Origin of the sequence: Pseudarthrobacter sp., assembly GCF_036675385.1 — a bacterium.
Lineage (GTDB): Bacteria > Actinomycetota > Actinomycetes > Actinomycetales > Micrococcaceae > Arthrobacter.
Window position 1 is genome coordinate 19,858 of the sequence record NZ_JAKFFD010000046.1, and the last position, 15,361, is coordinate 35,218.

The following is a 15,361-nucleotide window of genomic DNA, read 5'->3' on the forward strand; positions in this document are numbered from 1 at the left end:
CGCCCTCCCTGGTCTTGTGCGGGTCGGGACCCCCCGGTCACCAACCCTCGCCAGCACGGTCAGGGTCCGTCGAGTTCAGCCGGCGGTGTCTTCGCATAGACGCTTCTGCTGACCGAGTATGCCCGCTCATCCAGTTCCAGCGCTTGGGTGTTGACGGCCGCGAACTGCGCGGCGCCCAGCTTCTTCACTTTCACGAGGTCCATGAATTCCTGGTCGGGACCGCCGACGGCGGTGACTTTCACCAGCCCTGTTCCGGCTGAGTAGAACTTCCGCTGGTGGCCTGCCTCAGGCGGTTCCAGCGGGTTGTATTCATCGATCACCAGTACATCGTCGTAGCAGCCAGTCGGGACGCAGACGTGCTGGTTTTTCTTGAACACTGTCCCGCAGTCAAGGAAGTCAACCTTGGGTGCATAGGCCTGGACATAGTCCGGCGTGCCGGTCCGGGGCCTGGCCTGCATGGCGATGCCGGCCTGGGCCCTGGCAAGCCCACTGATGAAAGTGCTGGGCGCACCAACGAACTCGCCGTTTTCGTATTCCTCCGGATATTCGCCGAAGAGCCAGACCGTTCCCTTTCCAGTCTGCGCAAAGAAGGCCAGTTCGGATTCCACCAGTTCGCCGTCCGAGTAGTCGCGGTCCCACAGGACACGGGTCTTGACGCCGTCAATTACCTTGGTCAGCCCGGTGACTGTATGCACGACGGTGCGTTTGCTGGTCCCTTCGGCAGAGGTCACGGTCCCCGTCGTCGTGTACTGCATGCCGGGCTTGAGCGGGAACCATGTGTTATCGATCCGCGGGGAAGCCTGGAAATCCGAACGGTCAAAGTTGATCGCGGAGCCGGGCCCGCAGAGTTCCGGGGCCGGCGGCGCGGCACCCGCTGTGGGTGCCGACACCACCGTCAGCGATCCGAAGGCCAGCAGTAATGCGGACCCGTATGCCGTAAAACGATGGGCTCGAAAAGCCATCTCACGTGCCTTTCACATTCGTGGGGGATCCAGCTAAACCGAAGGCGCGGGTTCAAGCTCATGTGCCCTGTGCCGGTGGGCGCGGCCACCTTTGGCGAATCGCAGGTACAGCGATGGGACGATGAACAGGTTGACCAGCGTCGATGTGACGAGGCCGCCCAGGATCACCACTGCCATGGGATGCTCGATCTCGTGGCCGGGGATGTTCCCCATCACTACCAGCGGTACCAGAGCCAAAGCCGTGGCCAGTGTGGTCATGAGGATCGGCGACAAGCGCTCTGCAGCCCCCCGAAGCACCAACGCAGGTCCGAAGGGCATGCCCTCGTACTGCTCCAGGTGCTGGCAGTGGTTGATGAGCAGGATGCCATTGCGTGCCGCGATCCCCATGAGGGTCAGGAAGCCAACCAGCGAACCGAGGGACAGGATTCCGCCGCTGAGGTGGGCGGCGATCACCCCGCCCACGAGTGCCACCGGCAGGGTCAGGATGGCCAGGGTGGCCAGCCGCCAACTCTTGAAAGCAGCCTGCAGGAGAAGGAAGACGACGATGACCGCGCCAATGGAGTAGAGCAGCAGCCGTTGGGATGCGGCCTGGCGTTCGGCGTATTCGCCGAGGACAACCGCGCTGTAGCCGACAGGGAACTGAACAGATTCCATATCGGTCTTGAGCTTCTCCACGACCTTCGCCAGATCTCCTTCTTTGACGTTGGCACTGACATCGATGCGCCTGGATCCCTCCGAACGCTCAATGACGTTGGGCGTGGGCTTCACCGAAATCGTGGCGACATCAGCCATCCGGATCTTGACCCCGCTCGGCGTATCGAGGGGAAGGTTCTCAATGTTCGTGACACTCGTCCGGGACTCCGGTGGGCTCCACACCTGGACGTCGTAGGCCTTCCCGTCCCGGTAAATATCGCCGACCTCTTCGCCGGCAACAAAGGTTGCCGCGGCCCGCCGCACATCGCCCGGCTTCAGTCCGAAGCGGTTGGCCGCCTCCAGGTTCACCTCCACATTGATCTGCGGCACGCTGGCCTGGAGGGCAACCTTCGCGCCGATGGCTCCGTCAATGCCGCCCAGGATGGTCTTGATCTTGTCGGCTTCCTGGCGCAGCGTTGCAAGGTCGTCTCCGTATACGCGGACGACGACGGCATAGCCGGTTCCGGTGAGTACCTCACGGATGCGTTCCTTGAGGTACGTCTGCACATCCCGTGTGATTCCGGGGTAACCGTCCACTACCTGCGAGACTGCTGCCAGGGTTTGGTCATAATCCACCCCGGGGTCGACGCTGATCCAGTTCTCGCCGAAGTAGACGCCCACCACCTCATCGGCGTTGAACGCCTGTCCCGTGTGGGACCCGCAATTGTTGACACCCGGAATGGCAATGAGTTCAGCGCAGGCGAGCTGGCTGACGCGGACTTCCTCGGCGTTGGATGTGCCGGGCTGCGTGAGCCAGTGCATCAGGAAATCGCGCTCCTTGAAAGACGGGAGCAACGATTGGCCCAGCAGCGGCGCTGCTACGATGCCGATGACGCCGACGGCGGCCAGGGTCAGGTAGCCGGGAACAGGCCGGCGGACGATGGGCCGGAGCGCGTTGGCGTACCAGCGCTTCAGGACCCTGACCACGGGCGGATCCCGGTCCTCCAGCTTGGCATTTCGCAGGAAGATGTATGCCATTGCGGGAGTGACCGTCAGCGCCACGAGCATGGATGCGATCACCGCGAGGGTGTAGGACGTGGCCAGCGGCCGGAAGAACGCGCCCGTGAGCCCGTCCAGGAAGAAGATCGGAACCGTTGCGGCGACGATGATCAGCGTGGCGTAAACGATTGGTCCGCGGACCTCAAGCGACGCGTTGACCACCACCCTGGCGGTGCTTCCGGGCGCTCCGCTGGCCCGGTGGTGCCGGAGCCGCCTGACGATATTTTCGACGTCGATGATGGCATCGTCCACCACCACTCCGACGGCAATCACCAACCCCGCAAGCACCATGGTGTTGACCGTGCCGCCGGTCCAATACAACACGAGGGCCGCCGCCACCAGTGACAAGGGGATGGCCAGCACGCTGACCAGGGCCGTCCGCCACTGGAAGAGGAAGACACTCAACACCAGGATCACCAGCAGGCATCCCAGCAGCAGGGCTACGCTCAGGTTGTCGAGGGATTCCTCAATGAAGGTCGCCGGCCGGAAAATGGCAGTGTCCACAGCGATTCCGGTCAAGCCGGGCTCGAGTTGCTTCATGGCCTCTTCCACCCCCCGCGTCACTTCGAGGGTGTTGCCCCAAGGCAGTTTTTCCACGATCAGCATCAGGCCCGGTCCGCCGTTGATGACGGCGTCACCGATCAGTTGCTGGTGGTCCTCCACCACATTGGCCACGTCGCCCAGCTGGAGCGGGGGCTGTCCCTCACGATCCTCCAGTGCCACCTTCGCGAGGTCCGCAGGCGTGGTGATGGGCTGGACGTGCCTGATCCCAATTGTCTGGCTGGGTGTGTCCAGGGAACCGCCGGTGCCGATCAGGGCACCGGAGGAATACTGGAGCAGGCCGGCGTCGAGGGCATTGGCGGTGGTGCTCATGACGGTTTCCAGGCTGACCTTGTTTGCTGCCAGCTTGGCCGGGTCAGCCTGGACCTGAAGCATCTGGAGACGTTCACCCCAGATTGCCACGTTTGCCACGCCGGGAACGCGGAGCAGATGGGCCCTGATGTTCCAGTAGGAAATCATTGACATCTCGATCAGGGACCGGGTGTCCGAGGACAGCCCGATCTTCATGACCCGGCTGGTGGAGGACAGGGGCTGCAGCATGACCGGCGGCGCCGCCCAGGTGGGCAGCGTCGGAATGACCGTCGCCATCCGCTCGGACACAAGCTGTCGGGCAGTGAGCAGATCCGTGCCGTTCTCGAATTCCATCACAATCGAGGACAGCTGCGGTACCGACTTGGACCGCATGTGGTCGAGGCCGTCGATGCCGTTGAAGGCTTCTTCCATGGGAACCGAAACAAGTTCTTCCACCTCAGCGGCGGTAAGTCCCAGGCAGGCTGTCTGGACCTCCACTTTCGGCGGCGCGAATTCAGGGAACACGTCCACCGAGGCACTGCTGAGCTGGGCGCCGCCTACCATCAACAGCGCCGCAGCCATCGCAATGATGATCGATCTGAACCTTAGGCTTGCCGCGACTATCCGGCGCATGTCATTTGCCCGTAACGAACTCTGCGCCGAACAACTCAGCCGCGGCTACTGTTACCACAGGCGTTCCAACAGCTGGGCCGACACTGGCTGTGACCGCGCCCGCTTCGATTTTGGTCACCGTGACGGACTGGCGCTCGTACACCCGTGGCTCGGCGTTGATGTAGACCCAGGTCTTCCCCTGCGCGTCGTACAGCAGCGCTGCGTATGGGAACAGGACGCCTGCGCCCCCCGCACCCGGCTTGACCGTGTCGGTGGCCAGCTCCAGCCGTTCAATGGCCCGCTGGCTTAGCGTGATGCGTGCTATGCCGGTGGTGGCATTCTTTTCCACCTTGGCAGCCGCTTCAGATGCTGTTTCTGCCATGGCCGAGGGTTGAGCACAGGCGGGCAGTGAAAACAGCAGTGCTGCGCAGGCAGCGGCCGCCACTGGCAGGCGCCGCAGGGTCCTTTTGCTGGTCATGATACTTCCACCTTTTCCGGCATAACAGGGGTGACTGGAACTTCCGATTCGTAGACCTCTGACCACTCTTCCGGCTCGGTGCGGGGACCGAACCAGAGTGCGAGCAGGGGGAGCACAAAGATCCCCACGAGCGTTGTGGTCACGAGCCCGCCGGCTATGATCAGCAGCATGGGCACGATCAGGGTCTGGCCTACCGCGCCGCCGAGGAAGGCGGGCGGTATCAGCACGAGGAACGTAATGAGGGCGGATTTCAGGATCGGCGATATCCGGTCCCGGGCCGCCGCCATGACCAGGTCAGTGCGTGACATCTGTTCGGACTCCCGCCAGAGTTCGTCAACACGCGCGGACAGGAGCGCCGCATTACGTGCAGCGATGGCCACCACGGCCGCAAACGCCGTCAGCGACAGCCAGGACAGGGACTCCGCCCCGATCCATGCGGCGACCGCTGCTCCCGCCATCGCGGCGGGAAGCGTCAGGAAGACGGCGAGGGCAAGCTTCCAGCTCCGCACTGCAGTCTGAAGCAGAAGCAGTACAGCCAGGATGGCCGCGATTCCGAGTCCATGAACCAGGGTGTCTGCGGCCTGCAGCTGGCTGTATTTCGTGGGGATCTCGGCGTGGTGTTCGAGCGGGAACTGGATTTGTTGGATGGCCGCCTCGATATCCCGCTGGATATCTGCCAGCGGGCGTCCGCTGACGTCAGCCACGACGTCGATCCGCCGCGAGGTGGCATCGTGCTGGATAACAACTTCGCTGGGGACCATGCGAACGTCGGCGACCTGGCCCAGTTGGACGTGGCCGCCATTAGGAGCGTCAAGGAGCAGCTCACGGATGCTGGTCAGGTCATCCCGGACGCCAACCGCGCCGCGGACAACCACTTCGAACACCTTCTGCTCCTCAAAGAGGTTCCCGACGACGATGCCCTGCATCAGTGTCGCAGCGGCGCGCCTCGCGTCACCGGGCTTGATGCCGAACTTTTGGGCAGCCTCGAGATTGACCTGGACCTCTACGATCGCGGTCATGGCAGCAGCGTCGATCGTCGGGTTGTTCACACCGTCAATCTTCTGGAGGGCCTGGCGGACCTCTTCTGCCTTTTCACGGAGCACCGGCATTTCAGTTCCGTAGACGCGGACCGCGAATCCCGGCTCCAGGCTGGAGCGCATGTCGCCGACGGTCTGCTGGGAGTAGTTCAGTACGTTGTGCGCGATGCCCGGGTAGCCCTGGACCACGTCCCGTACCGCCTTCTCCGTTTCGCCAAAGTTGGCGTCCCGTGCGATCGACACCCACAGCTCAGCAGAGCTGTTGCCAACCACCTGATCTGCAGAGATGGCGCGTCCCACGTGACCGCCGACGCCCGAAACCCCCGGGAGGGCCCTGAGTTCATCGGATGCCAGGGCAGCGATCCGCCGGACTTCGTCATTGGACGTCCCGGCCATGGTGTCCCACTGCACCAACAGGGTCCGGTCGGGCATGGTGGGAACGAGCGGCCGGTTTCCTGCCAGTTGCGAGCCGGCGGCGACGCCAAGGATCCCCACGACCACGATGGCCACAATCGCCAGAGGCTTCCGGGAGTTAACCCCGGCCAGTGCGTGGTCGTAGTACGCCTTCCCACGTCCGACGACGGGAAGTTCCCTGTCGGTGGCGGGCTTGGACGGAAGGAGGAAAAACGCCAGTACCGGTGTGACGGACAAGCCCACGATCAGGGCGGCGGCCAGCGTCAGCGCCAACGACCAGAAAAGCGGCGAAAGAAACGAGCCGCCTACTCCGGTCACGAAGAGGGTCGGAACAAGGACAACCACCATCATCAGCGATGCGTGGAACAGCGGTGTGCGGACACCGCGGACGATGTGGCTGATCCGCGACCTCGGGGTAGCCTCGGCGTCCGTCGACTCGCGGACGGCGCGCTGTCGTCGGTGGGCCTGAACGTCTTCCACGATGTCGCCCACGATCACGGACGTGCCGAGCAGAATTCCCATCAGGACGGTGACGTTAAGTGTTGCATTTTGGGCGAACAGCACCACCGCCGCCGTCGTGACGGTAGTGGAGATGGCCACGAGTGCGATCACGGCGACCCGCCAGGACCGGAACAGCAGCCAAAACAGTGCTACCGCAATCAGCAGGCTGATCAGGAGCGCCAGGCCGAGGCTGTTGACGGAGTCCTGAACGCCGGTCGCAGGCCTGAATACGGAGGTGTCGATCTGGACGCCCGTGAGGCCCGGCTCCATGTCCTTGAGGGCCGCCTCAACACTACGGGTGACCTCCAGGGCGCTGATGCCGGGGAACTTTTCGATCACCAGCATCAGGCCGGCGTCTGCCCCAACGGCGTCCCCGATCAGCGGCTGGTGGTCTTCCTTGACCTGGGCAATGTCGCCCAGGAGCAACTGCGGGTCCGTGTCCTCCACGCTGACCTTGGCCAGGTCGGCCGGAGTGCGGATGGGAAGGACGTGCTGGATGCCAAGGCGCTGGTTGGGCGACTCCACGAAACCGCCGGTCCCGGGCGTCGAAGCCTCCAGGAAGCTCAACGGCGAAACCCAGACCGCGTTGCCTGTGGTCTTAATTAGCTGCTCAAGGGTAATGCCTTTGTCGCGGAGCTGCGTCGGAGTGACCTCAACCTGCAGCTGCTGTTCGCGCTGGCCCCAGATGGACACGTTCGCCACGCCCGGGATACCGATCAGCCGCGGCTTGATTTTCCATCTGGCCAGGACCGACATCTCAATGCCGGAGAGCTCCTTGGAATTCATCCTGACCATCAGCACGCGGCTGGTGGAGGACATGGGCTGCATGATCAGCGGCGGCGATGAGACGTTAGGCAGCGCGTGCGCCTGCGTCATTCTTTCCGCGACCAACTGGCGTGCGCGCAGGAGGTCCGTGCCGGGCTCGAAGACGAGTTCGATGGACGACAGCCCCGGGACAGATTTCGAGCGGATCTCGTCCAGCCAGGCCACGCCGTTGAGGAGGTCTGCTTCCATCGGTGCGGTAATAAGCTGCTCAACTTCAACCGCGGAGAGCCCTAGGGCCTCAGTTTGGATCTCTACCTGTGCGGGGGCGAACTCCGGCATGGTGTCCACGGCCATATGTGGAACGTTCACGATGCCAAAAGTAATAAGGCCCGCCGCGAGGGCGAGAACCAAGATTCGGAACTGCATGCTGAACCGGGTAACCCAGCCAAACACGACTAGTCCCTCGCTAATTCTTCGCAGGGGTGAAGGGCGGAATTTTCAGCCCGTCACATCTTTGTGCTGGACATTGACGCCAAGAGTACATGTCAGGCTCCTCGACCTGAGACCGTCTAGTTTCCCCACAGACTTGACAATACTGTGGACCGATTGCGCCGCTTTGGCAAGGGTGGAATCTACCCCCCTTGAGCCACCCTGGTACAGGGTTCTCGTTGGCGAAGAGATCGGGGCTACCTAATGGGCCAGGCGGCACTGTCCACTTCGACGGTGCCGGCACGGGCCACGCGCCCCTGCGCCCGGCCCGGACTGTCGCGTTCCCTGAGCCTGGGCCTGCCCACCTGCAGTGGGTAGGCTAAAGTAGTCCTATGCGTGCGATCCTTCTGCTTAGCTAGCCGCCCGGTGCCCGGAAACAACCGGATTGCCGTGCGGCTGCCCCTCCATGAGAGGGGCTTTTGTGTGTCCGGGCATGTTTCCGGGCCGGCAGCAGAGGGGATCAGACCGTTGTGGCAGCACCGATGCCACAACAGAACAGAAGAGGGCAGCAGTGAGCGTTCAGCCGGAGACAGAGACCGGAACAGCAGCAGTGGCGGCGGAAACACCCGAAGAGGGTGCCTACAGCTTCGCGGCAATGGAGGCCAAGTGGCCGCAGGTGTGGGAAGACCTTAAGGTTTTCACGCCTGTGGATGATGGTTCCCGCGAACGCCGCTACGTGCTGGACATGTTCCCGTACCCCTCGGGGGACCTGCACATGGGCCACGCCGAGGCTTTTGCCATGGGCGATGTTGTGGCCCGGTACCTGCGGCAAAAGGGCTTCGACGTCCTGCACCCGATCGGCTGGGACTCCTTCGGCCTGCCGGCGGAAAACGCCGCCATCAAGCGCAATGCCCACCCCAGTGAGTGGACCTACGCGAACATCGACACTCAGGCGGCGTCGTTCAAGCGTTACGCGATCTCCGCGGACTGGTCCCGGCGGGTGCACACCTCGGACCCCGAGTACTACCGCTGGACCCAGTGGCTGTTCAAGCGCTTCTACGAGCGGGGGCTGGCGTACCGCAAGGACTCCCCGGTCAACTGGTGCCCCAAGGACCAGACCGTCCTGGCCAATGAACAGGTGGTCAACGGTGCCTGCGAACGCTGCGGTACCCCCGTCACCAAGAAGTCCCTGAACCAGTGGTACTTCAAGATCACCGATTATGCTGACCGGCTGCTCGATGACATGGACGAGCTGCGCGGCCACTGGCCCGAGCGGGTTCTGGCGATGCAGAAGAACTGGATCGGCCGCTCCGAAGGTGCCCACGTCAACTTTGTGATCGAGGCCGTCGGCGGCAAGCCCGCCAAGGACGTCACCGTCTTCACCACCCGCCCGGACACGCTGTACGGCGCCACGTTCTTTGTTGTCGCAGCCGACGCGCCGATCGCCGTCGAACTCGTCACCGAGGAGCACGCCGCCGCCTTGGACGCCTACCGCGAACAGGTCAAGGCACTCACCGAGATCGAACGCCAGTCCACCGAACGCGAAAAGACCGGTGTCTTTACCGGCCGCTACGCCGTCAACCCGCTGAACGGCGAAAAACTTCCGGTCTGGGCCGCTGACTACGTCCTGGCCGACTACGGCACCGGCGCCATCATGGCCGTCCCGGCACACGACCAGCGCGACCTCGACTTCGCCAAGACGTTCGACCTGCCCGTCCGCGCCGTGCTGGATACCGGTGAAGAGGATCCCACTGTGTCCGGCAAGGCCACCTCGGGCGAGGGCACCCTGATCAACTCGGGCGTCCTCGATGGGCTGCCGAAGGCCGAAGCCATCCCGGCTGCCATCGACATCCTGGAACAGCAGGGCACCGGCGAGAAATTCGTCAACTTCCGCCTCCGCGACTGGCTGCTGAGCCGCCAGCGTTTCTGGGGCACGCCCATCCCAATCATCCACTGCCCTGCCTGCGGCGAGGTTCCGGTTCCGGACGAGCAGCTGCCTGTCAGGCTGCCGGCGGACCTGCGCGGCGAGGACCTGTCCCCGAAGGGTACGTCCCCCCTGGCCGCCGCCGAGGCCTGGGTCAACGTTGATTGCCCCAACTGCCACGGGCCGGCAAAGCGCGATACCGACACCATGGACACCTTCGTGGATTCGTCCTGGTACTTCCTGCGGTTTGTTTCCCCGCAGTACACCGAGGGCCCGTTCGACCCGGCGAAGATCAATGAGTGGATGCCGGTCGGCCAGTACGTGGGCGGCGTGGAGCACGCCATCCTGCACCTGCTGTACGCCCGCTTCTTCACCAAGGTCATCCACGACCTCGGCATGATCGACGCTGACGAGCCCTTCAGCGCGCTCCTGAACCAGGGCCAGGTCCTCAACGGGGGCAAGGCCATGAGCAAGTCGCTGGGCAACGGCGTTGACCTCAGCGAGCAGCTGGACAAGTTCGGCGTGGACGCCGTGCGCCTGACCATGATCTTCGCGTCCCCGCCGGAGGACGACGTCGACTGGGCGGACGTTTCGCCGTCGGGCTCCGCAAAGTTCCTGGCCCGTGCCTGGCGCCTGGCGCAGGACGTCACCAGCGAGCCCGGTGCCGACGTCACCGCCGGTAACCGCGCGTTGCGTTCCGTCACGCACCGCACCATCGCCGACGCCGCCGCGCTGTTGGACACCAACAAGTTCAACGTGGTGGTGGCCAAGCTGATGGAGCTGGTCAACGCGACCCGCAAGGCTATAGATGCCGGCGCCGGCGGGGCCGATCCCGCCGTCCGCGAGGCGGCGGAAGCCGTTGCCGTCATCCTGAGCCTCTTCGCGCCGTACACCGCGGAGGACATGTGGAACGTCCTGGGTCACCCGGCGTCCGTGGCGAACGCCGGCTGGCCGATGCACGACGAAGCGCTGCTGGTCCAGGAGACCGTCACCGCTGTGGTCCAGGTCCAGGGCAAGGTCCGTGACCGCCTTGAAGTCTCGCCGGGGATCGGCGAGGACGAACTGCGGGAACTGGCGCTGGCCAGCGAAAACGTCCAGCGCGCGCTCGACGGCCGCGGCATCCGCACGGTGATCGTGCGAGCGCCTAAACTGGTCAACATCGTCCCGGCCTAGTCCGGGGCACCGGCCGCCGGGCCCAACCGGCGGCCGGCCCTAAACCAGGAGGCACCCTTGCCCGACCGTGACGCCGCTGCGTGGCTCTGGCTCCGGGAGCGTTTGGCTGCCCTCCGTCCCGCACCGCGCGCCGGTGTGCCAGTACCCTCCACCCCGCCCGCCGTCGTCGTCCGTACCGCGGTGGTGACCGATTCTGCCTCTGCACTGCCGGCCGACTGGGTGCATGCCTGTGCAGGGGACGCGCGCCTCACTGTCATCCCGATGCCCGTTATGGTTGGCGCGGAAATTTATGGCGAGGGCGAAGACGACATCACCGAAACCATTGCCCTGGCACTCGCCAGCGGCACGTCGGTCAAGACGTCCCGCCCGTCACCGGGACAGTTTGAACAAGCCTTCCTGGCCGCCGAACGGCTGGGCTACGAGGGCGTGGTCTCCATCCACATTTCCGGCGGTTTGTCCGGAACGGCGGACGCGGCGCGGCTCGCGGCCACCCGGGTGACCATCCCCGTGGTAGTCCTCGACTCTGGCACCGTGGGCATGGCACTGGGCATGGGCGTGCAGGCCGCGGTGGCAGCAGCCGCGGCAGGCAGCGACACCACAGCCGTAGCCGCCGCGGCGGCGGCGCAGTTCGCGCGGACCAAGGTCTATTTCTATGTGCCCAGCCTGGAACAGCTCCGCAGGGGCGGGCGGATCGGCGCGGCCGCCTCGCTGCTGGGGACCATGTTCGCCATCAAACCCATCCTGGCCGTCGACGGCGGCAAGATCGTGCCGCTGGAAAAGGTCAGATCAGCAGCCAAAGCTGTTGCCCGCCTCGAGGAACTGGCCGCCGCGGACGCCGCATCGCGCCCCCACGGCCAGGCCCGCCTCGCCGTCCACCACTTCGGGAATCCGGTCGAGGCAGAAGCGCTGGCAGCCAGGCTGTCCGCCGCCTTGCCAAGCTGTCCGCCGGCCCAGATCAGCTCCCTGCCCGCCGTCCTGGCAGCTCACGCCGGGCTCGGCGTGCTCGCGGTGATCGTGGGGGAGAGCGGCCCAACTGTGCGGAACTCGGAGCCGGAGCTCCCCGCAGTTTCCACCTAGCGGTTTCCACATAGGTGCGTTTCCCGGCTGTCATTTTCTCAAGACGGCGTCCGGGGGCTGCGGTGTGGTGATCGGGTCTGCATGCCGGTGCATGAGTGCCCAGGTGTCGCCTTCGAGGCGATAGATGCTCGTAACCCGTAGCTCAAATGCTGATATTTTGTCGGCTCCTCCCACCTTGGCCTGCCAGTGTTCTATGTCCAGGGAGCAGGCGAGATCGGTTGTGACGTGCTTGGTGAGGGCATCAAAAGCCGTGACGCGTCCAGATTTGAATCGTGCCGCCGCTGAATCGAGGGCCCCTGATACTCGCTCCCAGCCGACCACCGGAGGGCCCCAGGGATTAGCAAGGGAGACATCTCTGCTGTGGGAGAAAATGGCCTTGACGGGTTCCGGGTTGCCTTTAGCAAACTGATTTAGCGCCTGATGAAACTGGTCGATGACCTCGTCAAGCTGCATTGTCCCACCAACTAACTCATAGGGCTTCTACGGTAAGCGAATCCTAGCGGCTTCATGCCCGCCGGTCACTGGCCTCCTGAATCTTCCAGCGGGGCGGTGGCTCGAGTCCCGAAGCTGGACCTTCCCGGCGGTTTTACGCCTAGCAGTTTCCACATAGGTGTAGCCGGGACTGTCACCCGCGGCCCTGCTTCCCTAGCGTTGGGAGCATGTCACGCCGGGACGCTGGAGCAGCACGCCAGGGGGCCCGGCATGCCCGGGACCGGCTGCAGTCCACGCTCGGAGCCGGCCCGGGGCTTCTGCTCACCGGCAGAGGCGAAAAGGTCTTTGAGTACGACGGCGGTACCCACCTATCCGGTGACGACGCCGCTCCGGGGGCTGCTGATGAGTCCGCTGCCGGAACAGGCCGGACAGGACCGGCGCTGAGATGGCGGGTGGGCCTGCGGGTCGCCCTGCTCATCGCCGTATTCGCGGTGCTGGGCGGCGCCTGGTTCTGGTCACAGGTGGCCGCCGGTCAGCCAGAAGTCAGGCCACTCAGTGACGTCTCCGCTCAAGGCAGCATGCCTGCTCGGGAAGGAACCGAAGGCCCGGAGCCGCACGGCGCCGGGCCGCCTGGGCTGGCGTCGGAAAGTCCACAGGCCGGCACCGTTATCATTCACGTTGCCGGGGCTGTCGCCGTGCCCGGGGTTGTGCAGTTGCCCGCTGGCAGCCGGGTTCACGAAGCAGTCGCGGCGGCAGGCGGAGGCACGCCCACAGCAGACCTGAACCGCCTCAACCTTGCTGCCATGCTGGCGGACGGTCAGAAGCTCTACGTTCCCCAGGCCGGCGAAGAAGTCCCCGCCGGTTCGTCCGGCATGCCCGGGGAAGCGGGGGAGGGGACCGGCGGTGGTGGGACCGCTTCAGCAGGAGAAAAGGTCAACCTCAATACAGCCAGCGTCGAAGAGCTGGACGCCCTGCCGAAGGTTGGGCCCGTGCTGGCTCAGCGGATTGTGGAGTGGCGCAAGGAACACGGCCCCTTCGCAACGGTCGAGGAGCTCGACGCCGTGGATGGCGTGGGTCCCAAGATGCTCGAAACACTCCTTCCTCTGGTAGGCATCTGAGGTGGCCAGGCGCAGCCAGTGGAGCCGCTTTGTTGACTCAGCCGTGCAGGGCCAGAGGGCTCCAGCAGCATTCCCGGCTTCCGTGGATACGCCCGCCGTAGTCCAGGCCGCGGGGCTGAGTGTCCGCAGGCTGGGTGCACGAGTCGGGACGAAACTCCGGGGCCAGGAGCCATCGAGTTCACCAACGGATGCGCCGCGCCGGCGCACCGACGTCAGGCTGGCACTGCCCGCCCTCCTCGTCTGGGGTGCCGCCGTCGCTGGCGTCTGGCTTGCCCCTGTGGCGCTGGTGGGGCTCTGCTGCGGCTTGGTACTTTTGGCCACCTGCCTGTTGATCCGGGCCTCGAAGGGCAGGGCGTTGGTGGCAGGCCGGCGGAGCTTTCCGATGACGCTCGCGGTTGCCTTGCTGCTGGCCGCCACCGCTGCTGCCCATTCGGCTGTCTCGTCGTCCCAACGCCACGACGGGCCGTTTGCCGAAGCTGTGGCCGCCGGCCACTCTGTGGTGGCCATTCTGGAGGTCACCGGATCCCCGCGCGCCATGACCGTCCCGAGAACTTCGGGGCCGCCCGAACGCTGGTCGGTCACGGCGCAGACGGAGCAGGTCACCGTCAGCAGCCGGGTCATCCGTACCCGTGCCCCGGTGGTGGTCATGGGCGGCAAGGGCTGGGGAGACCTGGTGCCCGGCCAGGTGGTCCGGACCGCCGGCAAGCTGAAGCCGCCGGACGCAGGCCAGCAGGAAACGGCTGTCCTGTCAGCCTCCCTGCCACCCCGTGCCGGCTCCGGGACCGGCAGCAGCGCCGGAATGGATGATGCCGACGCCCCGGCCTGGCAGCTCGTAGCGAAGGACCTGCGTGTCCGGTATGTCTCCGCTTCGTCTTTCCTTGCCGCCGATCCAGCCGGTCTGCTCCCGGGCATGGTCACCGGAGACACCAGCGCCTTGGATGAAGGGCTCAATGCGGCGATGAAAACGGTGGGCATGACCCACCTGACGGCAGTCAGCGGGGCCAACTGCAGCCTGGTCCTGGGTGCCCTGCTGATCGCTGCCCGCAGCCTGCGCCTGCCCCGGCTCCCCGCGGCAGGACTGGCTTTGACCGGCCTGGCAATGTTTGTGGTGCTGGTGGGCCCGGACGCCAGCGTCCTGCGCGCCGCGCTGATGGGTTCAATCGCAGTGGCATCGCTGGCAGGCGGCCGGACAGGCCGTGGACTCAGTTTCCTCTGCCTCGCGGTGATGGGCCTGCTCCTGATCGACCCCGGCCTCGGTACCAGCTTTGGCTTCCTGCTGTCGGTGCTCGCGACCCTGGGCATCATTGTCCTGGGCCGCCGGATGATCGACTGGACCCCGGCAGTCATTCCTCGGTGGGCAGCCGCCGCCTGGGCCGTCCCGCTCTCCGCGCAGCTGCTCTGCGGCCCGGTGATTGTGCTCCTGCAGCCCCAGTTCTCCACGTACTCGCTGCTTGCCAACCTGATGGCAGCCCCGCTGGTAGCACCGGTGACATTGCTGGGAACGGCAGCCGTCCCGCTGGTGGTTGCCGCGCCGTGGCTGGCCACCGTCCTGATCTCCGTGGCAGGCACCTTCAGCGCCGGAGTCGCAGGAACCGCACGGATCACGGCAGGATTGCCGGGGGCTGCGCTGCCCTGGCCCGAGGGCCCGTTCGGGCTCCTGACCATGGTGCTGCTCTCCCTGCTGACCTTTGCCGGGGTGTGGCTTGCCGTCCGGCCGCGGCAGGTGTTCCGGGGGGTCCTGGCCCTGCACGCCCGGACGGAAAAGGTGTTGAACCTCCTGGAACGGCAGCTGGGGGCCACGTTGGCCCGGTGCTGGCCGGCGCGGTGCTGGCCGGACCGGCGCGGGCCAGGCCAGCGTGGCCCCGGCTTGGTGGCGGCGGCCCACCGTGGCAGGC

Annotated in this window: 9 protein-coding genes; 4 read left to right on the forward strand and 5 right to left on the reverse strand. The window is 65.3% G+C overall.

Annotated features, from left to right (window positions below):
• Positions 1-59: 59 nt before the first annotated feature.
• The 4 genes from V6M49_RS04340 to V6M49_RS04355 all read right to left on the reverse strand — a co-directional run bounded on the left by V6M49_RS04340 (position 60) and on the right by V6M49_RS04355 (position 7,739).
• Complete coding sequence (locus V6M49_RS04340) at positions 60-962, reverse strand: hypothetical protein (protein ID WP_332760201.1); 903 nt, start codon at positions 960-962, stop codon at positions 60-62.
• A gap of 33 nt (positions 963-995) precedes the next feature.
• On the reverse strand, positions 996-4,139 hold the full coding sequence (locus tag V6M49_RS04345) for an efflux RND transporter permease subunit (RefSeq protein WP_332760202.1): 3,144 nt from the start codon (positions 4,137-4,139) through the stop codon (positions 996-998).
• 1 nt (position 4,140) lies between these two features.
• Positions 4,141-4,500, reverse strand: coding sequence for a hypothetical protein (locus V6M49_RS04350; RefSeq protein ID WP_168223551.1), 360 nt, complete (start codon positions 4,498-4,500; stop codon positions 4,141-4,143).
• A gap of 92 nt (positions 4,501-4,592) precedes the next feature.
• Positions 4,593-7,739, reverse strand: coding sequence for an efflux RND transporter permease subunit (locus V6M49_RS04355; RefSeq protein WP_332760203.1), 3,147 nt, complete (start codon positions 7,737-7,739; stop codon positions 4,593-4,595).
• A 574-nt stretch (positions 7,740-8,313) separates the two neighbouring features.
• On the opposite strand from V6M49_RS04355, the gene leuS reads away from it, so the two are divergent.
• Entirely contained in the window at positions 8,314-10,839 is a 2,526-nt protein-coding gene (leuS, locus tag V6M49_RS04360) for a leucine--tRNA ligase (protein ID WP_332760204.1), read from the forward strand.
• A 57-nt stretch (positions 10,840-10,896) separates the two neighbouring features.
• Positions 10,897-11,916, forward strand: a complete 1,020-nt coding sequence (locus V6M49_RS04365) for a DegV family protein (protein ID WP_332760205.1) — start codon at positions 10,897-10,899, stop codon at positions 11,914-11,916.
• Positions 11,917-11,946: 30 nt separating this feature from the next.
• Here V6M49_RS04365 and V6M49_RS04370 read toward each other — a convergent pair whose 3' ends face one another.
• Complete coding sequence (locus V6M49_RS04370; protein WP_332760207.1) at positions 11,947-12,369, reverse strand: YybH family protein; 423 nt, start codon at positions 12,367-12,369, stop codon at positions 11,947-11,949.
• Positions 12,370-12,575: 206 nt separating this feature from the next.
• Between V6M49_RS04370 and V6M49_RS04375 the strand changes: the two genes are divergently transcribed.
• Both V6M49_RS04375 and V6M49_RS04380 read left to right on the forward strand, forming a co-directional pair.
• Entirely contained in the window at positions 12,576-13,466 is an 891-nt protein-coding gene (locus V6M49_RS04375) for a ComEA family DNA-binding protein (RefSeq protein ID WP_332760208.1), read from the forward strand.
• A gap of 1 nt (position 13,467) precedes the next feature.
• Positions 13,468-15,361: ComEC/Rec2 family competence protein (locus V6M49_RS04380; protein ID WP_332760209.1), on the forward strand; the 1,894-nt coding region annotated here is incomplete at its 3' end.